Origin of the sequence: Pseudomonas rubra, from assembly GCF_028656935.1 — a bacterium.
GTDB classification, from domain to species: Bacteria; Pseudomonadota; Gammaproteobacteria; order Pseudomonadales; family Pseudomonadaceae; genus Aquipseudomonas; species Aquipseudomonas rubra.
Map to the genome: position 1 here is coordinate 113,235 of NZ_JAMDGZ010000035.1, position 21,291 is coordinate 134,525.

19 protein-coding genes and 1 pseudogene are annotated in these 21,291 nt (G+C 60.7%); 14 read left to right on the plus strand and 6 right to left on the minus strand.

The genetic code is table 11. From position 1 onward, the window contains the following. Window positions 1–59: 59 nt before the first annotated feature. Both M5G17_RS16840 and M5G17_RS16845 read left to right on the plus strand, forming a co-directional pair. Window positions 60–1,172, plus strand: coding sequence for a GGDEF domain-containing protein (locus M5G17_RS16840; RefSeq protein WP_273894047.1), 1,113 nt, complete (start codon window positions 60–62; stop codon window positions 1,170–1,172). Further along, window positions 1,165–2,103: an iron-sulfur-binding ferredoxin reductase gene (locus M5G17_RS16845; RefSeq protein WP_273894048.1), complete on the plus strand. Its 939-nt coding sequence runs from the start codon at window positions 1,165–1,167 to the stop codon at window positions 2,101–2,103. The genes M5G17_RS16840 and M5G17_RS16845 overlap by 8 nt, the downstream gene beginning before the upstream one ends. Before the next feature lie 66 nt (window positions 2,104–2,169). Here the strand turns inward: M5G17_RS16845 and pyk are convergent, their stop codons facing one another. Continuing rightward, window positions 2,170–3,621, minus strand: coding sequence for a pyruvate kinase (pyk, locus tag M5G17_RS16850; RefSeq protein WP_273894049.1), 1,452 nt, complete (start codon window positions 3,619–3,621; stop codon window positions 2,170–2,172). 216 nt (window positions 3,622–3,837) lie between these two features. Between pyk and M5G17_RS16855 the strand changes: the two genes are divergently transcribed. The 3 genes from M5G17_RS16855 (at window position 3,838) to sbcB (ending at window position 6,201) form a co-directional block, all read left to right on the plus strand. Further along, entirely contained in the window at window positions 3,838–4,224 is a 387-nt protein-coding gene (locus tag M5G17_RS16855; RefSeq protein WP_273894050.1) for a tetratricopeptide repeat protein, read from the plus strand. A gap of 125 nt (window positions 4,225–4,349) precedes the next feature. Further along, on the plus strand, window positions 4,350–4,709 hold the full coding sequence (locus tag M5G17_RS16860; protein ID WP_273894051.1) for a PilZ domain-containing protein: 360 nt from the start codon (window positions 4,350–4,352) through the stop codon (window positions 4,707–4,709). 61 nt (window positions 4,710–4,770) lie between these two features. After that, entirely contained in the window at window positions 4,771–6,201 is a 1,431-nt protein-coding gene (gene sbcB / locus M5G17_RS16865) for an exodeoxyribonuclease I (protein ID WP_273894052.1), read from the plus strand. Between the two features lie 77 nt (window positions 6,202–6,278). On the opposite strand, the gene mvaT is transcribed toward sbcB, so the two are convergent. Then, a complete protein-coding gene (gene mvaT / locus M5G17_RS16870) occupies window positions 6,279–6,656 on the minus strand; it encodes a histone-like nucleoid-structuring protein MvaT (protein ID WP_273894053.1) in 378 nt (125 codons plus the stop codon). Between the two features lie 316 nt (window positions 6,657–6,972). Between mvaT and purU the strand changes: the two genes are divergently transcribed. Next, window positions 6,973–7,824, plus strand: a complete 852-nt coding sequence (gene purU / locus M5G17_RS16875) for a formyltetrahydrofolate deformylase (protein WP_130266103.1) — start codon at window positions 6,973–6,975, stop codon at window positions 7,822–7,824. Between the two features lie 23 nt (window positions 7,825–7,847). After that, window positions 7,848–8,021, plus strand: a complete 174-nt coding sequence (locus M5G17_RS16880) for a hypothetical protein (protein WP_273894054.1) — start codon at window positions 7,848–7,850, stop codon at window positions 8,019–8,021. A gap of 122 nt (window positions 8,022–8,143) precedes the next feature. Here the strand turns inward: M5G17_RS16880 and M5G17_RS27675 are convergent, their stop codons facing one another. Further along, the gene (locus tag M5G17_RS27675) at window positions 8,144–8,908 is read right to left on the minus strand and encodes a methyl-accepting chemotaxis protein (protein WP_420793382.1); all 765 of its coding nucleotides are present in this window, start codon (window positions 8,906–8,908) and stop codon (window positions 8,144–8,146) included. A 93-nt stretch (window positions 8,909–9,001) separates the two neighbouring features. After that, window positions 9,002–10,024: pseudogene (locus tag M5G17_RS27680) on the minus strand (HAMP domain-containing protein); the annotation flags it as partial. Window positions 10,025–10,193: 169 nt separating this feature from the next. On the opposite strand from M5G17_RS27680, the gene M5G17_RS16890 reads away from it, so the two are divergent. Further along, window positions 10,194–11,672 (plus strand): helicase HerA-like domain-containing protein, encoded by a 1,479-nt coding sequence (locus tag M5G17_RS16890; protein ID WP_273894056.1) that lies wholly within the window; start codon window positions 10,194–10,196, stop codon window positions 11,670–11,672. A 52-nt stretch (window positions 11,673–11,724) separates the two neighbouring features. Here M5G17_RS16890 and M5G17_RS16895 read toward each other — a convergent pair whose 3' ends face one another. Continuing rightward, the gene (locus M5G17_RS16895; protein ID WP_273894057.1) at window positions 11,725–13,197 is read right to left on the minus strand and encodes an inorganic phosphate transporter; all 1,473 of its coding nucleotides are present in this window, start codon (window positions 13,195–13,197) and stop codon (window positions 11,725–11,727) included. A gap of 304 nt (window positions 13,198–13,501) precedes the next feature. Then, the gene (locus M5G17_RS16900; RefSeq protein ID WP_273894058.1) at window positions 13,502–13,702 is read right to left on the minus strand and encodes a hypothetical protein; all 201 of its coding nucleotides are present in this window, start codon (window positions 13,700–13,702) and stop codon (window positions 13,502–13,504) included. A gap of 608 nt (window positions 13,703–14,310) precedes the next feature. On the opposite strand from M5G17_RS16900, the gene pcaR reads away from it, so the two are divergent. The 6 genes from pcaR to M5G17_RS16930 all read left to right on the plus strand — a co-directional run bounded on the left by pcaR (window position 14,311) and on the right by M5G17_RS16930 (window position 21,283). Next, complete coding sequence (pcaR, locus tag M5G17_RS16905; protein ID WP_273894059.1) at window positions 14,311–15,186, plus strand: pca regulon transcriptional regulator PcaR; 876 nt, start codon at window positions 14,311–14,313, stop codon at window positions 15,184–15,186. 277 nt (window positions 15,187–15,463) lie between these two features. Continuing rightward, window positions 15,464–16,810, plus strand: a complete 1,347-nt coding sequence (gene pcaK, locus M5G17_RS16910) for a 4-hydroxybenzoate transporter PcaK (protein ID WP_273894060.1) — start codon at window positions 15,464–15,466, stop codon at window positions 16,808–16,810. Between the two features lie 224 nt (window positions 16,811–17,034). Then, on the plus strand, window positions 17,035–17,895 hold the full coding sequence (locus M5G17_RS16915; protein WP_273894061.1) for a CoA transferase subunit A: 861 nt from the start codon (window positions 17,035–17,037) through the stop codon (window positions 17,893–17,895). Further along, window positions 17,892–18,671 carry a CoA-transferase subunit beta gene (locus tag M5G17_RS16920; RefSeq protein WP_273894062.1) on the plus strand — a complete coding sequence of 260 codons (780 nt, stop codon included), beginning with the start codon at window positions 17,892–17,894 and terminating at the stop codon, window positions 18,669–18,671. Before M5G17_RS16915 ends, M5G17_RS16920 begins: the two co-directional genes overlap by 4 nt. Further along, on the plus strand, window positions 18,668–19,873 hold the full coding sequence (gene pcaF, locus M5G17_RS16925; protein WP_273894132.1) for a 3-oxoadipyl-CoA thiolase: 1,206 nt from the start codon (window positions 18,668–18,670) through the stop codon (window positions 19,871–19,873). The genes M5G17_RS16920 and pcaF overlap by 4 nt, the downstream gene beginning before the upstream one ends. 120 nt (window positions 19,874–19,993) lie before the next feature. Then, window positions 19,994–21,283, plus strand: a complete 1,290-nt coding sequence (locus tag M5G17_RS16930; RefSeq protein ID WP_273894063.1) for an MFS family transporter — start codon at window positions 19,994–19,996, stop codon at window positions 21,281–21,283. Window positions 21,284–21,291 lie beyond the last annotated feature (8 nt).

Consider the following 21,291-nt stretch of genomic DNA (forward strand, 5'->3'; position numbering starts at 1 on the left):
AAAGTGGCGGTTGGCCATGCCCCATTTCTCTGCCCTGGCCAGAGCACGGTGAGTCACCTGTGACCGAAACAGCGCTGCAGACACTTCTACTCAAACGCTTTCTATTGGCTGCGGGCACTTATGTGCTGGTGTTGGCGCTGGTCTGGGGCGCGCGCTTTAGCGGGCACCTGCAAGCCTCCCTGGATGTCTTGCTGCTTGGCGGTGGCCTGTTGCTGTTGTGCCAGGTGGTGCTCGGCTGGGTGTTTGTCAGCGGGCGCAACCTGCGTTTCAATGACCCGAGCCTGACCCAATTGCAGATTCTGCTGGCGATCGCCTGGCACACCTGGCTGTTGGCCCAGCTTGACCAGAGTCGTGGCACCTTCTTGATGTTCTACCCCTTGATTCTGCTGTTCGGCCTGTTTCACCTGAGTAGCCGGGTGTTCGTGCGTTGTGCGTTGCTGGTGCTGTTGAGCTTTGTCGGCCTGATGGCCTGGGACGCCTGGCAGGTCCCGCAGCTCGATCCATCGCTGTGGCTGCTGCAGAGCGGCGCGTTGCTGGTGGTGCTGTGCTGGCTGTGCCTGTATGCCCGCTATGTGCAGGCCGCCCGGCAGCGTATGCGTCAGCGGCGCCATGCCTTGCAGGCCCATCAGGACACCCTGCGCGGCATGATGCGCCAGCTCGAAGGCCTGGTGGCCACGGACGAGCTGACCGGCCTGTTCAACCGTCGGCATTTCCTGGGCCTAGCCACTGGCGAGCTGGAGCGGATGCGCGCCGATCATTGCCATGGCCTGGCCCTGATCGACCTTGATCATTTCAAACGTATCAATGACCTGTATGGCCATGCCGCTGGCGATCAGGTGTTGCAGGCCTTTGCCTCGATCGCCAGCGAATGCTTGGAGGAGCCGGCCGTGTTGGCCCGCTACGGTGGTGAAGAGTTTGTGCTGTTGCTGCCCAATTGCACCGAGGCGCAACTCGCCGACTGTTGCGAGCGGCTGCGCAAGGCCTTTGCTTTAGCCCAACCTTCAGCGGTCGGCTTGCGTGTCGAGCCGTTGAGCCTGTCGGCCGGAATGACCTTGCTGGGCGCCGGCGATGACCTCGACGAGGCCCTGCAACGCGCGGATCAGGCGTTGTACCGGGCCAAGCGCTGCGGGCGCAATCGCTGCCTGGCCGCATGGGAGGCTGTCGATGCCTGAATTGCGAGTGGGGCAGCGGCAATGGCCGGTGGCGCCAGGCAGTAACCTGCTCGACGCCTTGAATGATGCTGGCCTGGCAGTCCCGTACAGTTGCCGCGCCGGCAGTTGCCATGCCTGCCTGGTGCGTTGCCTGCAAGGCCGGCCGGGGGATGCCAGGCCCGATGCGCTGGCAGCAGACAAGCGTCAGCAAGGCTGGCGCCTGGCGTGCCAGTGCAGTGTCGATGAAGACTTGCAGGTGGCGTTGTTCGACCCGCTTGAGGACGGCTTGCCGGCGCAGGTTGCCGGCCTGGACTGGCTGAGCCCCATGGTATTGCGCTTGCGCCTTGCGCCACAAAAGCCGCTGCGTTACCAGGCTGGCCAACACCTGGTGCTGTGGAGCTCGAATGGTGTTGCCCGGCCATATTCACTGGCCAGTCTGCCGGGGGAGGAGGACTTTCTCGAGTTTCATCTCGATTGCCGGCTACCCGGGGCCTTCTGCGACTTCGCGCGGCAATTGTCCAATGCTTCGACCCTGCGCCTGGGTGAGCTACGTGGTGGTGCTTTGCACTACGACCCGGACTGGCAACAGCGGCCGCTGTTGCTGCTGGCTGCGGGTACCGGCCTTGCACCATTGTGGGGGATTCTGCGCGAGGCGCTGCGCCAGGAGCATCACGGCCCAATTCGCCTGCTGCACCTGGCCCATGACATTCAGGAGCATTACCTGGCGCAGGCATTGACCGAACTGGCCAGCCGTCACCGGCAATTGCAGGTCGAGCTGCTGACCCCGGCTGAGTTGCCCCAGGCATTGGCAGCGTTGCACTTGCCGTCACGCCAGACCGTGGCCCTGGCCTGCGGCTCGGCGGCCAGTGTCGAGCAGTTTTCCCGGCGCATGTTCCTCGCCGGCCTGCCGCGCAATCAGTTGTTTGCCGATACTTTTGTTGCTCACGCTTGATTGCGGGCGGGCACAAAAAAGCCCCGCAACACAGGCTGCGGGGCTTTGCTCAGCAGGGTCTGCGGATCAGACCAGCGAATCACCAACGTGCAGGATCTTCATGCCATTGGTGCCACCGATGGTGTGGTAGCTGTCGCCTTTGGTCAGGATCGCCCAGTCACCTGGCTCGACCGCGCCGCGCTGCAGCAGCTCATCGACCGCCGCCTGGCTGACTTTGTCGGCTGGCAGGGCTGCCGGGTCGAACGCTACCGGGTAGACACCACGGAACATCGCGGCGCGGGCCAGGGTGGCGCGGTGCGGCGAGAAGGCGTAGATCGGTACCGACGAACGCAGGCGCGACATGATCAGCGGGGTGTAACCACTTTCGGTGAGGGCAATGATCGCCTTGACGCCAGGGAAGTGGTTGGCGGTGTACATCGCCGCCAGGGCGATGCTTTCGTCGCAGCGCTCGAAGCGGGTGTGCAGGCGGTGGCTGGACTTCTGGCTGGTCGGGTGTTTTTCCGCGCCCAGGCAGATACGCGCCATGGCCTGTACTGCTTCGATCGGGTAAGCACCGGCGGCGCTTTCAGCCGAGAGCATCACCGCATCGGTGTTATCCAATACGGCGTTGGCCACATCGGACACTTCGGCACGGGTTGGCATCGGATTCTGGATCATCGACTCCATCATCTGGGTCGCCACGATCACTGCTTTGTTGTTGCGACGGGCGTGCTGGATGATCTTCTTCTGGATCGCGATCAGTTCGGCATCGCCGATTTCCACGCCCAGGTCGCCACGGGCAACCATGACTGCGTCACTGGCGGCGATCAGACCGTCGAGGGTCTCGTCGTCGGCGACCGCTTCGGCGCGTTCGATCTTGGCCACCAGCCAGGCGCTGCCGCCCGCTTCGTCGCGCAGGCGACGGGCGTATTCCATGTCGGAGGCATCGCGTGGGAAGGAAACGGCCAGGTAGTCCAGGTCCATCTCGGCGGCCAGCTTGATGTCAGCCTTGTCTTTTTCAGTCAGGGCCGGAGCGGTCAGGCCGCCACCGCGACGGTTGATGCCTTTGTGATCGGACAGCGGGCCGCCGATCAGTACTTCGCAGTGCAGGGCGTCGGCGGTGGCGCTTTCTACGCGCATGACCACGCGGCCGTCGTCGAGCAGCAGTTCGTCACCGACACCGCAGTCCTTGACCAGGTCCGGGTAGTCGATGCCGACGATATCCTGGGAACCTTCGGTCAGCGGGTGGGCGGTGGAGAAGGTGAAGCGGTCACCGACCTTGAGTTCGATACGCTTGTTGCTGAATTTGGCGATGCGGATCTTCGGCCCTTGCAGGTCACCGAGCAGCGCCACGTGGCGGCCGAGGCGGGCAGCGATGTCGCGAATCAGGCGCGCGCGAGCCTTGTGCTCGTCAGGCGTGCCGTGGGAGAAGTTCAGGCGAGCGACATCCAGGCCTGCGAGGATCAGTTGCTCGATCACTTCCGGCGAGTTGCTGGCGGGGCCAAGGGTGGCGACGATTTTGGTACGGCGGATGGTCATGCACAGACTCCTATAGTGAAGCGCAGCGAAAGGCTACTCCGGAAAATCGCTGTAGTCATTGTTCCTTTGCACTACCTGCCGCTGAGCGGGGGTGGCGTTTGAACGGCTGCTTCGGGTCCAGGAGCGGGCTTGCCCCGCGATGAGGCCTCTACAACCTGCACGCTCTACAGATTTCTCAAACAAAGCCGATACACTGCTCAATACAGGAGAACCCCCATGCGAGCCTTGATCGTTTTAGCCCTGGCGACCAGTGTCGTCGGCTGCACCCGCTGGTCGATGGACCATCATCTGAACAATGCCTACCGCGCCTATGACCGGGGCAATTGCGAACGGGTAATGCTCGAGCTGTCCCAGGTCGACCGTACCAGCCGTGCACGGCCGTTCATCCAGCCGGAAGTGTCGCTGCTGCGTGGCCAGTGCCTGGAACGCCAGAAGTTGTTCGTCGATGCAGCACAGACCTACCAGTTCATCTCCCAGCGTTACCCGCAGAGCGAATACGCCTACCGCGCCCGCGCGCGCCTGCAGACGCTCGAGCAACTGGGGCACTTGCGCACTGGCGAGACGGCTATCGCCCGGCCAGCAACGACCACGCCTTGGCGTTAATACTAAAGTGGCCCAGTCTGATTGTGACGCAGGGGGCAGGGTGAGCTAATCTTGTTGCTGAGATGAATGAAAACAGCAGCCCTAGCGCGGCCCTGCTAAAAGGGTCTTTGACAGCGATCCCGACCATGTTTGACGAGCGCCGCATCGAGCGTCACCAGCTCCCTTATTTCCTTAAAGTCTTCAACCGCTTCACCGACCAGCCCATTGGCTATCTGGGAAATGTGTCTGAAGATGGCCTGATGCTGATCAGCCAGCTACCGATGCTGGTCGGCCCGGATTTCGAGTTGCAGCTCAAAGTACCGGGCCAGGAGGGTGCGCTGCACCTGATCAACCTGACCGCCAGTTGCCTCTGGAGCCATGAAGACCAGACCCCCGGCCATTACGATTCGGGCTTCATGCTGCTGCAAGCTCCGCGCGAATTCGAGCAGTTGGTGCGTGCCTTGCGCAACTATTTCAGCTTCCATCCGTTGAACGCCTCGGCCTGACACTGGCCGTGGTGGGCTGCGGGCCCTAGACTCTGGTCGATCTTTTGTTCAGGACGACCCCGTGAGCTTCAGCATTTTCTGGCACGACTACGAAACCACCGGCATCAATCCGCGCAACGATCGGCCCCTGCAGGTCGCCGGTGTGCGTACTGACCTGGATCTCAACGAGATCGAGGCGCCGATCAACTTCTATTGCCAGCCCAGCGACGATATCCTGCCGCACCCCAAGGCATGCCTGGTCACCGGCATCACGCCGGCGCAGTTGGCCAGCCGGGGGCTGAGCGAAGCCGAGTTCATGACCCGCGTGCATGCTGAGCTGGCGCGTCCGGGCACGTGTGGCGCGGGCTATAACAGTTTGCGTTTCGACGATGAAGTCACCCGCTACAGTCTGTATCGCAACTTCTTCGACCCCTATGCCCGCGAGTGGCAGGGCGGCAACAGTCGATGGGACTTGATCGATATCGTTCGCAGCGCTTATGCGCTGCGCCCTGAAGGTATTGTCTGGCCGCAACAGGAGGGCAGGACCAGCCTGCGCCTGGAGTTGCTGAGCGCTGCAAATGGCATCGACCATGGCCAGGCCCACGAAGCCTTGTCGGATGTGCGGGCAACTATTGCGCTTGCACGATTGATCCGACAGAAACAGCCGAAGCTTTATGACTGGTTGTTTCAACTGCGCAGCAAGCAGAAAGTCCTCGACCAGATTCGATTATTACAACCGATGGTGCATATTTCCGGGCGTTTTTCAGCAGCGCGCAATTACTTGGGTGTGGTATTGCCTTTGGCCTGGCACCCGCGTAATCGCAACGCCTTGATTGTCTGTGATTTGCATCTCGATACTCGGCCGTTGATCGACGAGGATGCTGATTCACTGCGTCAGCGTTTATACACCCGCCGTGAGGAAATGCCTGACGGACAATTGCCGGTGCCGCTGAAATTAATTCATATCAATCGCTGCCCGGTGGTCGCACCGCTGGGAGTATTGCGGCCCGAAGATCAACAGCGGTTGGAGCTGGATATGGCTGTCTATCAACAGCGAGCGGCCAGCCTGATTACTGCGGCAGGGCAATGGCAAGACAAACTGCCGGTCATTTATAGTGCCGAGGAATTTGCCCCCTGCGAAGATCCGGAACAGCAGTTGTATGACGGTTTTCTTGGCGATCGTGATCGTCGCTTGTGCGAACAAGTGCGCACTGTCGATCCACGGCAGTTGGGCCAGGGCCAGTGGATGTTCGATGATGAACGGCTGGCGGAACTGTTGTTTCGTTACCGTGCGCGTAATTTTACCGAGACCTTGACTGTCGAGGAGCACCAGCGCTGGCAACGCTTCTGCCGGCAACGCCTGAGCGACCCGTTGATGGGCGCGCCCAATACCATCGGCGACTTCGAGCGGGCCCTTGAGGGCTGCTGGGCAGAGGCAGATGCCGGTCAACAGGCGGTGCTCGGCCAGTGGCGGGAACATGTGCAGAGCTTGAAGTTACGATTGGCAATGTAAGCAATCGTTGAAAATAAAAAACGCCAGCTAAGCTGGCGTTTGTTTTAGCGAGTAACACAAGGTTACCAGCGGGCTTATTAACCCAGCAGGGTTGCCCAGCCTTCAACCACATCGCCACCCCATTTGGCTTTCCATTCTTTCAGGGTTTTGTGGTTGCCGCCCTTGGTTTCGATCACTTCACCGTTGTGCGGGTTTTTGTATTGCTTGACCTTGCGCGCACGCTTGGTGCCGGTGGCTTTTACCGCGCCGCGAGGTGCTTTGCTCAGTTTGGCTTCTGGATCCAGCAGCGCAATGATGTCACGCAGGGACTTCGAATATTCGCCCATCAGTGCACGCAGTTTGCCTTCGAACTCGAGCTCGGTTTTCAGCTTGTCGTCTTGCGACAGGTTCTGCAAACGGGCCTGCAGTTCTTTGATGGCTTCTTCGGTAGCGCGATATTCGTTGATCAGGGACATGAGGCGTTCCTTGGAAATGAAGGGTGTTTACAGGGACAGTGTGGCAATAGTAATCAGACGCTCCTGCCAAGTAAACAATATTGCGGGCAATTAGCCCAAATCAATTGTTAAACACCCCGTGTGATCAGGTTAAGAAAATTTTACAAACTAACTCCGTTGCCAATAATTAACTTAAACCTGGTGCCAGCATGGTCTTCCGGCCGGGCCCATGTCTGCGCTGGCGCAGCAGGTGACAGGCCGCGAGCAATCAGTACTGCAGTTTTGCCAGGCACTCGCTAGAATGAGCCCCTTTGCAAAGGTTTATGGAGACCCCCTCATGCGCACCTACCGACTGGTGATCGCTTGCCCCGACCGCGTTGGCATCGTCGCCAAAGTCAGTAACTTCCTGGCGTCCTATAATGGCTGGATCAACGAAGCGAGCCATCACTCCGATGAGCAGAGCGGTTGGTTCTTCATGCGCCACGAAATCCGCGCCGAGACGCTGCCGTTTGGTATTGAAGCGTTCCGTGAGGCGTTTGCGCCAATCGCCGAAGAGTTCTCGATGGTCTGGCGTATTACCGACACCGACCAGAAGAAGCGCGTGGTGCTGATGGCCAGCCGCGAATCCCACTGCCTGGCTGACCTGCTGCACCGCTGGCACGCCAAAGAGCTCGATTGCGACATCCCTTGCGTAATCTCCAACCACAACGACTTGCGCAGCATGGTCGAGTGGCATGGCATTCCGTTCTTCCACGTGCCGGTCGACCCGCAGAACAAGCAGCCGGCGTTTGCCGAGGTGTCACGCCTGGTCAAGGAACACGGTGCCGATGTGGTGGTGCTGGCCCGCTACATGCAAATCCTGCCGCCTCAGCTGTGCCAGGAATACGCCCAGCAGGTGATCAACATCCATCACAGCTTCCTGCCCTCGTTTGTCGGTGCCAAGCCTTACCACCAGGCCTCGCTGCGCGGGGTCAAGCTGATTGGGGCTACCTGCCACTACGTTACCGAAGAACTCGACGCGGGCCCGATCATCGAGCAGGACGTGGTGCGTGTCAGCCATAGCGACAGCATCGATGACATGGTGCGCTTCGGTCGTGATGTCGAGAAGATGGTGTTGGCCCGCGGCTTGCGCTACCACCTGGAAGACCGCGTGCTGGTGCATGGCAACAAGACCGTGGTGTTCAACTAAGGCGTTGCGCAGGAGGTTGCAGCATGGCCGATCCCCTCGACAAGGCAACCTCCAAGGCTCCACCGACCCTCGGCGAGGGTTGCTTGAGCCGTTACGACCCGGATGCCTTGGGTGGCGACGACGGCACCGACTTCCCTGGTGCCGCCGAGCTCTGGGCGCTGCTCAGGTCGACTAGCGGCGAGCCCACGCCTGACTGAGGCGCAGCGCTCTCTATGAAGGATAGTTTGTGCGCTTGGGAGGCGGGAGTTTCAAGCTGCAAGAAAGAGCGGATCCGTACGCGGCCTGCTTTTTCTTGCAGCTTGAGGCTTGCAGCTGCTTTTTAGATGCGGAAGCTGCCCACCAGTTGTTTCAGGCGGCTGGCCTGTTGCTCCAGGTCCGCGCAGGCGCGCAGGGTCGACTGCAGGTTCTCCACGCCTTCCTGATTGAGCATGTTGATTTCGTTGATGTCCATGTTGATCGAATCGACCACGGCAGTCTGTTCCTCGGTAGCAGTGGCCACCGACTGGTTCATGCCGTCGATCTCGCCAATACGCAGGGTCACGCTGCCCAGGCGCTCACCCGCCTGGTTGGCGATCTCGACGCTGTCCTGGCTATGGCGCTGGCTCTGGCCCATGGTGTCGACCGACTCACGGGCGCCGACCTGCAGCTCTTCGATCATTTTCTGCACCTGCTGCGCCGACTCCTGGGTGCGATGTGCAAGGTTGCGCACCTCGTCGGCCACCACGGCAAACCCACGACCCGCTTCACCGGCCCGTGCTGCCTCGATGGCGGCGTTGAGGGCGAGCAGGTTGGTTTGCTGAGAGATACTGGTGATCACCTCAAGGATCTGCCCGATGTTCACCGTCTTGCTGTTGAGGGTTTCGATATGCGAACTGGAGGTGCAGATCAGGTCCGACAGACGGTTCATCGCTTGGATGCTGCGGTCAACCACCTGCTGGCCTTCTTCGGCCAGGTGCCGGGCCGAGCTTGCCTGTTGCGAGGCTTGGGCGGCGTTGTGAGCGATTTCCTGGGCCGCAGCTCCCAACTGGTTGATCGCCGCGGCAACGCTGTTGGTGCGGTTGGACTGCTCGTCGGAGTTGACCATCGACGAGTTGGAGGCGCTGACCACCCGCAGGGCGACTTCATTGACTTGCTCGGTGGCTGAAGACACTTCGCGGATCGAGCCATGAATACGCTCGACGAAACGGTTGAAGGCAGTGCCGAGGATGCCAAATTCGTCATGATTGTGAATGGCCAGGCGCTTGGTCAGGTCGCCTTCACCTTCAGCGATGTCGGCCATGGCCCGGCTCATGGTGTGCAGGGGTTGCATCAGCACGCGGATCAACAAGCCGAGCAGGGCAATGATGATGACCACGGCTACCAGGGTGGCAATCACTGCGGACGTACGGAACTTGCTCAGCATCGAGTAGGCCTCGTCCTTGTCTACCGACAGGCCGATGTACCAGTTGGCCGAGGGCAGGCCTTTGACCGGGGCGAAGCTGAGGATGCGGGTCTTGCCATCAAGCTCGACTTCGCTCGGTTCCTTGCTGATGCGCGGAGTGTTTTGCGGGAACAGGTCCGACAGCGATTTCATCACCAGGTTCTTGTCCGGGTGCACGAGAATCTTGCCTTGATCGTTGACCAGGAAGGCATAACCCATGCCGCCGAAATTCAGTGAGTTGATGATCTCGGTGAGGCCGTCCAGCGCCAGGTCGCCGCCTACCACGCCGACGTTGCGCGCAGCAGTCGCCACCACTGAGATGACCATCTTGCCAGTGCTGACATCGATATAGGGTTCGGTGAGGATCGGCCCGTTGGCGGCCAGACCATCCTTGTACCAGGGGCGTGCACGCGGGTCATAACCGTCCGGCATCTTGGTCTGCGGACGAATGGTGAAACCGCCGTTGACGTCACCCAGGTAAATCGTCAGAAAACTTGAGACCAAGGCTTGTTGGCCAAGCAGCGTGCCAACTTTGTCGGCTTCGGGAAACGCGGCAATGTTTTGTGCAACGTTTTGCACCAGCAGAATACGACCGTCAAACAGGTTCTTGATATTGGTCGAAGTGGTCTCGCCCATTTCTTCAAGATAGTTTTCCAGATCCTCGCGAATGGCATTACGCTGCAAGAAATCGTTGTACAAGGTAAACAGGGTGAAGGCGATCATGACGATCAGCGAGGCGGCCAATAGAATCTTGTGGCTGAATCGGAGGCTTTTGTTCATAACGTGTCTATCCGCTAAGGTCTTGTTGTCCGGGTCGTTCGCACAAAGAACAGCGTGAAAGCAGTGCAGGTCCCAAGTCCTTGTCGGGCAATTCCTGTCTTTCTGGTGGTCTATCACTATTTAATATCGGCCGTTTCAAGCCAAAGCTTTAAACAGAGGGTGAAAAAACATGCCTGACTCTTCGCAATTCGTTCTCGGTGCCGACCTCGCCGGTCAGCCGGTGGCCCAGGCCATGCGCTTGGCTAACCGTCACGGGCTGGTGGCCGGGGCGACAGGTACCGGCAAGACCGTGACCCTGCAGCACATGGCTGAAGCCTTCAGCGATGCTGGGGTTGCGGTGTTTGCCGCCGACGTCAAAGGTGACCTGTGTGGCTTGGGCGCAGTGGGCAATCCCCAGGGCAAGGTGGCCGAGCGTATTGCCGGGATGCCTTGGCTTAACCACCGACCACAGGCTTATCCGGTCAGCCTGTGGGATATTCACGGTCAGTCCGGTCATCCTTTGCGCACGACCCTCAGTGAAATGGGCCCGCTGCTGCTGGGTAACCTGTTGGAGCTGACCGACAGCCAGCAGGCGGCGCTCTACGCGGCGTTCAAGGTTGCCGACCGCGAAGGCTTGTTGTTGCTTGATATAAAAGACCTCAAGGCGCTGCTGGCGCACCTCAAGGACAACCCGCAGCTGCTCGGTGAAGACAGCGCGTTGATGACCACAGGTTCCAGCCAGGCGCTGTTGCGGCGCCTGGCGACCCTGGAGCAGCAGGGCGCTGAGGCCCTGTTTGGCGAGCCAGCCTTGCAACTGGAAGACATCCTGCAACCGGACGCCGATGGTCGCGGGCGTATTCACCTGCTCGACGCCAGCCGCTTGGTGCATGAGGCGCCGAAGGTCTACGCGACTTTCCTGTTGTGGCTGCTGGCCGAGCTGTTCGAGCAACTGCCTGAGCGCGGTGATGCCGACAAACCGTTGCTGGCGCTGTTCTTCGATGAGGCGCACCTGCTGTTCAATGGCACGCCCAAGGCCCTGCAGGATCGCCTGGAGCAAGTGGTGCGGCTGATTCGCTCCAAAGGGGTGGGGGTGTACTTCGTTACCCAGTCGCCGGGCGATCTGCCGGACGATGTCCTGGCGCAACTGGGCTTGCGCGTCCAGCACGGCCTGCGGGCCTTTACTGCCAAGGAGCAGAAATCACTCAAGGCCGTGGCCGATGGCTTCCGCCCCAACCCGCAGTTCGACACTCTTAGCGTGCTGACCGAGTTGGGCATTGGTGAGGCGCTGGTCGGCACTCTGCAGGAAAAAGGTACGCCGGGCATGGTCCAGCGTGTGTTGATCGCGCCACCGCAGTCGCGAATCGGGCCGCTGAGCGCCGCTGAACGGGCAGCGTTGATTGCCGCATCACCTTTGGTCGGGCGTTATGACAAGCCGGTAGATCGTGAATCGGCCTATGAAATGCTCAGCGCCCGCAAGGGCGATGCGGGGCAAGCGGAACAAGCGCCAGCGGCGACGGAAGAAAGTTTTGCCGACAAGGCCGGCGAGTTCCTGCAAAGCGCGGCGGGGCAGGCGATCAAGTCGGCGGTACGCCAGGCGGCCAACCAGTTCGGTCGTCAGTTGGTGCGCGGTTTGATGGGGTCGTTGCTCGGAGGCAACAAGCGGCGTTAGTTCGTAGACATGAAAAAGGCGCCCGAAGGCGCCTTTTTCAATGCGGAACAGTTCAGACGATGAACTTGGTCGCCAACCAGAACAAGGCTGCCGACAGGCCTACGGTTGCAGGCAGGGTCAGGATCCAGGCCAGCAGGATGGTCTTGACGGTGCCGCCTTGCAGGCCGCTCTTGTTCGCCACCATGGTCCCGGCTACCCCCGAAGACAGCACGTGGGTGGTCGAGACCGGCAGGCTGAAGATGTTGGCCATGCCGATGGCACAGGCTGCAGTGATCTGCGCCGACATGCCCTGGGCATAGGTCATGCCCTGCTTGCCGATCTTCTCGCCGATGGTCAGTACCACACGCTTCCAGCCGACCATGGTGCCCAGGCCCAGGGCCAGGGCGACCGCCAGGATTACCCAGAACGGGGCATATTCGGTGGTGGCCGTCAGGTCTTTGCGCAGTTTGTCCAGATCAGCCTTTTCACGGCCTTGCAGGCCTGGCAGTTTGCCAACCTTCTTCGCGGTGTCGTCCAGGCACAGCAGGTAACGACGTACTTCAACGCGTTTCTCCGGCGTCAGCGAGCGGTACTCGGTTACACCTTTGAGCGAGTCGAGCAAAGCGTTTATGGTCGGTTCGGTCTGCTGCGGGTTGCAGCTGAACTGCTCAGGCAGGTCGCCATTTTGCGCTTTGCCCAGGGCCAGGAACTCGCCCAGGGTCGCTTGGTTGCGCTGGTAGAACTGGCTCAGGTGCAGGGTGGCGTCGCGCGTGCGTTCGATCTGGTAGGTGGTGCTGTTCAGGTCGAGGACGAACTGGGCCGGGACGATACCGATCAGAACCAACATGATCAGGCCGATACCTTTCTGACCGTCGTTGGAGCCGTGCACGAAGCTTACGGCCATGGCCGAAATCACCAGGACCAGGCGGTTCCAGAAGGGCGGGTGCTTCTTGTCGTCGAGCTTGCGACGCTGTTCTGGCGTCTTGTGCATCTTCGACAGCGGGCGCCACCACTTGAGGCCGATCAACACCAGGGCCGCTACGGCAAAGCCGGCCATGGGCGACAGTACCAGCGACATGCCGATGTCGATTGCTTTCTGCCAGTTGACGCCGTCACCCAGGGGGATGTCGTTGATCAGGGCGTTGGCCAGGCCGACGCCGAGGATCGAGCCGATCAGGGTGTGGGAACTGGACGCCGGAATGCCGAAGTACCAGGTACCCAGGTTCCAGGCGATGGCGGCTGCCAATAGCGAGAAGACCATCGCCAGGCCGTGGCCGGTGTTCACATTGATCAGCAGTTCAACCGGCAGCAGGTGCACGATGGCATAAGCCACACCCACACCGCCGAGCAGAACGCCGAGGAAATTGAACACGCCGGAGAAGAATACGGCCAGGTGCGGCGGCATGGCTTTGGTATAGATGACTGTAGCTACCGCGTTAGCGGTGTCATGAAAGCCATTGATGAACTCGAAGGCGAGTACGAAGGTCAAAGCGAGCAGCAAGCTCACCAGTACCCAGGCATCAAGTCCGCTGAATAAATCGATCATGAAGGAATTCTGACCCGGTCATAAGGGGGCGCGATTATGCCAGAAATCCCCGGTAATCGATCCCCCCGCTGCCGACCGCTCGACGACTTTTCTACCCTGCGTTGCAACCCATTGAGTTGACGAAGCGTGGCTGAACGTCGCCTAAAATGCGAAAAAATCGAGAAAAATTAAATATTTGCGCAAGTTTTTGTCTTTCAGAAAAAAGTCAAACGGGCGTATGAAATTTGTGAAATTCCGTTACGGGCTGCCTGGAAGCGCGCAAAAATCCATTGTATTGGGTCGAGGGAAAAGCCCCCCAGAGCACCTAAGGCGCCTGGTCCTTGAGTTCTTTCTCGATTTTTTCCAGTTCCTGGGCGAAGGCCTGGTCCCGCAGGCTGGCGCGCTTGCGCCACGGTTTGCGTTCAGGGTCAGGTTGTGCGGCGTAAGTGGTCACTTCACCGCCGTAAACGTCCTTGTAGCGTTGTTCCTGGCGCTCCAGTTCTGCGCGCAGTTCATCTTTGGTCACAGTATTACCTGTAGTGTGGAAATAACCCTGGCGTTAACGCAGGCAAGTAGTGCGCGAAGCACATCAAGCACGCGGCTACGCTGCCAGAGCGGCATAACTGTCGCAGCAACAGTAGGTTCGGTTGTGCAAGCGAACATGAACAACGAAGTGTTCAGCTGAATGGCACTTGCAGCGATCCGCTGTACTCGGCCGGGGGCTGCTGCGAATTGGATCCGCAATAACCTTGCCCGGGGCAGGGGAACGAACTTTGATTATAGCAAGCTGATTGGCTGAGAGTAGCATTGTCTTATTGTTGCCAAGACATGCACAGCGCCAGTTGTGTTACCAAGTTGTGAATGCTGACCAGCAGCGGAGTTTGAAATGTCGAACCTGTGCAATTGAGCAAGTTCTCCAGGTAAACGCACCTGCATTGCACCAAAGGAAGAAAAACGGCCTCGCTTCGTGGGCAAGGCCGTGCCTGGGACTTCTACGGTGGGTACCTGACCAGTCTCTCCAAGAAGCCACATGGTGGCGGTGGAAAGGTATAAGCAATTGAGGGTAGCGGTCAATTGCGATTATCGGTCGATGGTTCGATAATCGCCCAAGTGACCCTGTTGCCGAGGCTAGCCATGACAGAAGAAACAACGCCCAAAGGGCCAGGACTCAATGACGACGTGCGTAGCTCGTTTGCATCCCTGGCACCGCCCATCGTCGCCTCGCCGGCCAAGCGCATTCAGGCTTTTACCGGTGACCCCGACTTCATGACCTCGCTCGCCCGGGGGCTGGCAGTGGTGCAGGCCTTCCAGGAGCGCAAGCGCCACCTGACCATCGCCCAGATCAGCCACCGCACGGAAATCCCCCGGGCGGCGGTTCGCCGTTGCCTGCACACCCTGATCAAGCTGGGTTACGCCACCTCCGACGGGCGCACCTATTCACTGCTGCCCAAGGTGCTGACCCTGGGCCATGCCTATCTGTCGTCGACGCCCTTGGCGGTCTCGGCCCAGCCGTACCTGGACCGGATGAGCGATCAGTTGCATGAGGCCTGCAACATGGCCACGCTGGAAGGCGATGACATTCTTTACATCGCCCGTTCAGCCACCGTGCAGCGCCTGATCTCGGTGGACTTGTCGGTTGGCGGGCGCTTGCCGGCCTATTGCACTTCCATGGGCCGCATCCTGCTGGCGGCGCTGGACGATGCCACCTTGCACGAGTACCTGGATCATGCCGATCTGCAGGCTAAGACCAGCCGAACCCTCCACGACCCGGTGGCGTTGCTCGAATGCCTGCAACTGGTTCGCCAGCAGGGCTGGTGTGTTGTCGATCAGGAGCTCGAGCAGGGCCTGCGCTCGATTGCGGTGCCGGTCTATGACGCCTCTGGCCAGGTGCTGGCCGCGCTCAATGTCAGCACCCATGCCGGCCGGGTCAGCCGCACCGAACTTGAGCAGCGCTTCCTGCCGATCATGCTCGCCGCCAGCCGCGACCTCAGCACGCAACTGTTCGCCTGAACGTTCCTGTTCGATAAACGCACAGAGATGCGTTTATCGAATTGCGCCGAACCCGCCTGCTTATTAATGTCCCTCGCAGCGGTCAGCCTGCTCTGACCGCCCATAATAATGAGCGAGAGGCAAACGCCCCATGACCCACTTCCTGTCACCGCACGGCTTGCACCTGTCCTACGCTGGACTGCGCGGCAGCTGATCCAGTTTTCCGAACCTGCTTCTGTTCGCCTGTGCCGTTCATGCGCGCACCCGCACACTCGCGCGCTACTTCTGGATAAAAATAATGAATAGTCCTCAAGCTGCTGTCGGAAACTGCCTGGATGTGCAGTCCTTTATCAATAGTCAACCGCTGTCGCGCTATCAATGGCGAGTGGTAATTCTGTGTTTTTTGATTGTCTTTCTCGACGGCCTGGATACGGCGGCCATGGGCTTTATCGCCCCGGCCCTGTCCCAGGACTGGGGCATTGACCGGGCCAGCCTGGGGCCGGTGATGAGCGCCGCGTTGATCGGTATGGTCTTTGGTGCGCTGGGGTCCGGGCCGCTGGCCGACCGTTTCGGGCGCAAGGTGGTACTGGTCGGGGCAGTGGTGCTGTTCGGCGCCTTCAGCCTGGCTTCGGCGTACAGCACCAATGTCGACCAGTTGCTGGTACTTCGCTTTCTCACCGGGTTGGGCCTGGGCGCCGGCATGCCCAATGCCACCACGCTGCTGTCCGAATACACCCCGGAGCGGCACAAGTCATTGCTGGTCACCAGCATGTTTTGCGGTTTCAACCTCGGCATGGCCGGTGGCGGTTTCATTTCCGCCAAGCTGATCCCGGCGTTTGGTTGGCACAGCCTGTTGCTGATCGGTGGCGTGCTGCCGCTGCTGCTGGCGGTGGTGCTGGTGTTCTGGTTGCCGGAGTCGGCGCGCTACTTGGTGGTGCGCAACCGTGGTACCGATAAGGTGCGTAAGACCCTTGCGCCGATCGAGCCAGCCATGGTCGGCCAGGCGTCGAGTTTCAGCGTGCCGGAGCAACAGTCGGTAAAGGCCCGCAACGTTTTTGCGCTGATCTTCTCCGGTCGCTACAGCGTCGGCACCCTGTTGCTATGGCTGACCTATTTCATGGGCCTGGTGATCGTCTACCTGCTGACCAGCTGGCTACCCACCCTGATGCGCGACAGTGGCGCGAGCATGGAGCAGGCCGCCTTCATCGGTGCGCTGTTCCAGTTTGGTGGTGTGCTTAGTGCTGTGGCAGTGGGATGGGCCATGGACCGCTACAACCCGCACAAGGTCATTGGTGTCTTTTACCTGCTGGCCGGGGTGTTTGCTTACGCGGTAGGGCAGAGCCTGGGCAACATCACAATACTGGCGACCCTGGTGCTGATTGCCGGCATGTGCGTTAACGGTGCGCAATCGGCGATGCCCTCGCTGGCGGCGCGTTTCTACCCGACTCAGGGGCGTGCCACCGGGGTGTCGTGGATGCTCGGTATCGGTCGCTTTGGTGCGATTCTCGGGGCGTGGATGGGCGCGACCCTGCTTGGCCTGGGCTGGAATTTCGAGCAGGTGCTGACCGCGTTGGTGATCCCGGCGGCATTGGCCGCTACGGCGGTGATTATCAAGGGCATGGTCAGCCACGCGGATGCGACCTGAGTAGCCTCATCGCGGGGCAAGCCCGCTCCTACAGGATTGTAGGAGCGGGCTTGCCCCGCGATGGCTGACACTTAATTAGCAAGATAACAATCGGTTCGATAATCGAACAGTTAGTCGATTATCGGATTGAACCACTCCCAAGCCCACCTTAATCTGAACCCATACGCGGCGCTGTCCAAGGCGCCTTGAAACCGACCCGACTCAAGCATATCCAGGAGTCTGCAATGGCTGAAATCCTCTCGCTCCACGACGCTGTGAAGCAGTTCGTCAACGACGGTGACTGCGTTGCCCTCGAAGGCTTCACGCACTTGATTCCGACTGCCGCCGGGCATGAAATCATTCGTCAGGGCAAGAAAGATCTGACCCTGGTACGCATGACGCCTGACCTGATCTACGACCAGATGATCGGCGCCGGTTGCGCCCGCAAGCTGATCTTCTCCTGGGGCGGCAACCCGGGTGTCGGTTCCCTCCATCGCCTGCGCGACGCCGTTGAAAAACACTGGCCGCAACCTATCGAAATCGAAGAACACAGCCACGCGGACCTGGCCAATGCCTACGTCGCCGGTGCCTCGGGCCTGCCGTTCGCGGTGCTGCGCGCCTACGCAGGTTCCGACCTGCCCAAGGTCAACCCGCTGATCAAGAGCGTGACCTGCCCCTTCACTGGGGAAGTACTCGCCGCCGTGCCTTCGGTGCGCCCGGACGTCACCGTGATCCATGCGCAAAAGGCCGATCGCAAGGGCAATGTGCTGCTCTGGGGCATTTTGGGCGTGCAGAAGGAAGCGGCCCTGGCGGCCAAGCGCTGCATCGTGACGGTCGAAGAAATCGTCGACGACCTCAATGCAACGATGAACGCCTGCGTCTTGCCGACCTGGGCACTGTCGGCGGTGTGTCTGGTACCGGGTGGCGCGCATCCGTCCTACGCCCATGGTTACTACGAGCGTGACAACCGCTTCTACCAGGCCTGGGACCCGATTGCTCGCAGCCGTGAGAGCTTTACGGCCTGGATCGATCAGTACATTCGCGGCACCGCCGACTTCACCGAATTCAAGGCAAAACTGGCCAGCGCTGCGGAGGTTGCACAATGAGCTACTCCACCAATGAAATGATGACCGTTGCCGCCGCCCGCCGCCTGCGCAATGGCGCGGTCTGTTTCGTCGGCATCGGTCTGCCGTCCAAGGCGGCCAACCTGGCACGCCTGACCTCGTCGCCTGACGTGGTGCTGATCTACGAGTCCGGCCCGATCGGGGCCAAGCCGAGCGTGCTGCCGCTGTCGATCGGTGACGGTGAACTGGCTGAAACCGCCGACACCGTGGTGCCGACCGGCGAGATTTTTCGCTACTGGCTGCAAGGCGGGCGTATCGACGTAGGTTTTCTCGGTGCCGCGCAGGTCGACCGCTTCGGCAACATCAATACCACCGTGGTCGGTGATTATCACCAGCCCAAAGTGCGCCTGCCCGGTGCCGGTGGCGCGCCGGAAATCGCCGGCTCCGCCAAACAGGTGCTGATTATCCTCAAGCAGTCCAATCGCGCCTTTGTCGACAAGCTCGACTTCATCACCTCGGTCGGTCACGGCGAAGGCGGCGATTCGCGCAAGCGCCTGGGCCTGCCCGGCGAGGGGCCGGTGGGGATCATCACCGACCTGTGCATCATGGAGCCGGAAGCCGGCACCCATGAGTTCATCGTGACCTCGATCCATCCGGGCGTGACCCACGAGCAGATCATTGCCGCCACGGGCTGGGCCATCCGTTTTGCCGATGACCTGCAAACCACCGTCGCGCCGAGTGACGTCGAGCTCAATGCCTTGCGTGACCTGGAAGCACGTACCGCTGCCGCCCACGGCCAAGCGCCAGGAGAAGCCTGATGCGTGATGTATTTATCTGCGATGCCATTCGCACCCCGATCGGCCGCTTTGGCGGCGCCTTAGCCGGCGTTCGCGCCGACGACCTGGCGGCGGTGCCGCTCAAGGCGCTGATCGAGCGCAACCCGCAGGTGCAGTGGGCGCAACTCGACGAAGTGTTCCTCGGCTGCGCCAACCAGGCCGGTGAAGACAACCGCAACGTCGCGCGAATGGCCCTGTTGCTGGCCGGCCTGCCGGACAGCGTGCCGGGGGTGACTCTCAACCGCCTCTGTGCCTCGGGCATGGATGCAGTGGGTACGGCTTTTCGTGCGATCGCCAGCGGTGAAATGGAGCTGGCAATTGCCGGTGGCGTCGAGTCGATGTCCCGTGCACCCTTCGTCATGGGCAAGGCTGACAACGCTTTTTCGCGCAACATGAAGCTGGAAGACACCACCATCGGTTGGCGCTTTATCAACCCGTTGATGAAGGCCCAGTACGGCGTCGATGCCATGCCACAGACCGCCGACAACGTTGCTGACGATTACCGAATCTCACGCGCCGATCAGGACGCTTTTGCCCTGCGCAGCCAGCAGCGTACGGCCGCAGGCCAGGCGGCGGGCTTCTTTGCCGAAGAGATCGTGCCGGTGCGCATCGCCCATAAGAAGGGCGAGACCCTGGTCGAACACGACGAGCACCCGCGCGCCGACACCACCCTCGAAGCCCTGGCCCGGCTCAAACCGGTCAACGGCCCGGACAAAACCGTTACCGCTGGCAACGCTTCGGGCGTCAACGACGGTGCCGCTGCGCTAATCCTGGCCTCGGCAGAGGCCGTGAAAAAGCACGGCCTGACCCCGCGGGCGCGGGTATTGGGCATGGCCAGTGCCGGCGTTGCGCCACGAGTCATGGGTATCGGCCCGGTACCTGCGGTGCGTAAACTGATTGAGCGCCTGGGGGTGGCGGTGGCCGATTTCGATGTCATCGAACTCAACGAAGCCTTTGCCAGCCAGGGTCTGGCTGTGCTGCGCGAACTCGGCCTGGCCGACGATGCGCCGCAGGTCAACCCCAACGGTGGCGCCATTGCCCTTGGCCATCCGCTGGGCATGAGCGGCGCGCGGTTGATCCTCACCGCCCTGCACCAGTTGGAAAAAACTGGCGGGCGCAAAGGCCTGGCGACCATGTGTGTCGGCGTCGGCCAAGGCCTGGCCCTGGCCATCGAGCGGGTGTAAACCAATGGCCCCGGTCGCGCTGCCTCCACGCAAGGCGGCGTGGCCGGGGTGATTGTTCTGTGGAACGTGAGTGTTACTGAGTGTGTCTAGACTCTCAGAACCCACCCAGAGTAAGCAGCCATGACTTCAGCCTATTACACCGGTGAGGAGCGCAGTAAGCGCATCTTTGCCATTGTCGGTGCGTCTTCGGGCAACCTGGTCGAATGGTTCGACTTCTATGTCTATGCCTTCTGCGCCATCTATTTCGCCCCGGCGTTCTTTCCCTCTGATGATCCGACGGTGCAGTTGCTCAACACCGCCGGGGTGTTCGCCGCCGGCTTTCTGATGCGGCCGATTGGCGGCTGGCTGTTTGGCCGCGTCGCCGATCGTCATGGCCGCAAGAACTCGATGATGATCTCGGTGCTGATGATGTGCGCCGGTTCCCTGGTCATCGCCTGCTTGCCGACCTATGCCTCGATTGGTGCCTGGGCACCGGCGCTGCTGTTGCTGGCGCGGTTGTTCCAGGGCCTGTCGGTGGGCGGCGAGTACGGCACCACCGCAACCTACATGAGTGAAGTGGCCCTGCGCGGCCAGCGCGGTTTCTTTGCCTCGTTCCAGTATGTGACCCTGATCGGCGGCCAGTTGCTGGCGGTGCTGGTGGTGGTGATCCTGCAGCAATTGCTCAGCGAGGACGAACTGCGCGCCTGGGGCTGGCGCGTTCCGTTTGTGGTCGGCGCCATTGCCGCAGTGATTTCGCTGTTCCTGCGCCGCTCGCTGGAAGAAACCAGCAGCGCCGAAACCCGTAACGACAAGGAAGCCGGCAGCATCGCCGGGTTGTTTCGCCATCACACTGCAGCCTTTATAACCGTGCTCGGCTACACCGCCGGTGGCTCGCTGATTTTCTACACCTTCACCACCTACATGCAGAAGTACCTGGTCAATACCGCCGGCATGAGCGCCAAGACCGCAAGCTTCATCATGACCGGTGCGCTGTTCCTGTACATGTGCATGCAGCCGTTGTTCGGCATGCTTTCCGACCGCATTGGCCGGCGTAACTCGATGCTACTGTTCGGCGCCCTGGGCACGCTGTTCACCGTGCCGATCCTGCTGGCGCTGAAAACCGTCACCAGCCCGTTCCTTGCCTTCGTACTGATCACCCTGGCGCTGTGCATCGTCAGCTTCTACACGTCAATCAGTGGCCTGGTCAAAGCCGAGATGTTCCCGCCGCAGGTGCGCGCCCTGGGTGTCGGCCTGGCCTATGCGGTGGCCAATGCGATATTCGGTGGCTCGGCCGAGTACGTGGCTCTGGGGCTGAAATCCATGGGCATGGAAAACACCTTTTACTGGTACGTTACGGCGATGATGGCAATTGCCTTCCTGTTCAGCCTGCGCCTGCCCAAGCAGGCGGCGTACCTGCACCACGACCATTGACCTGTTCA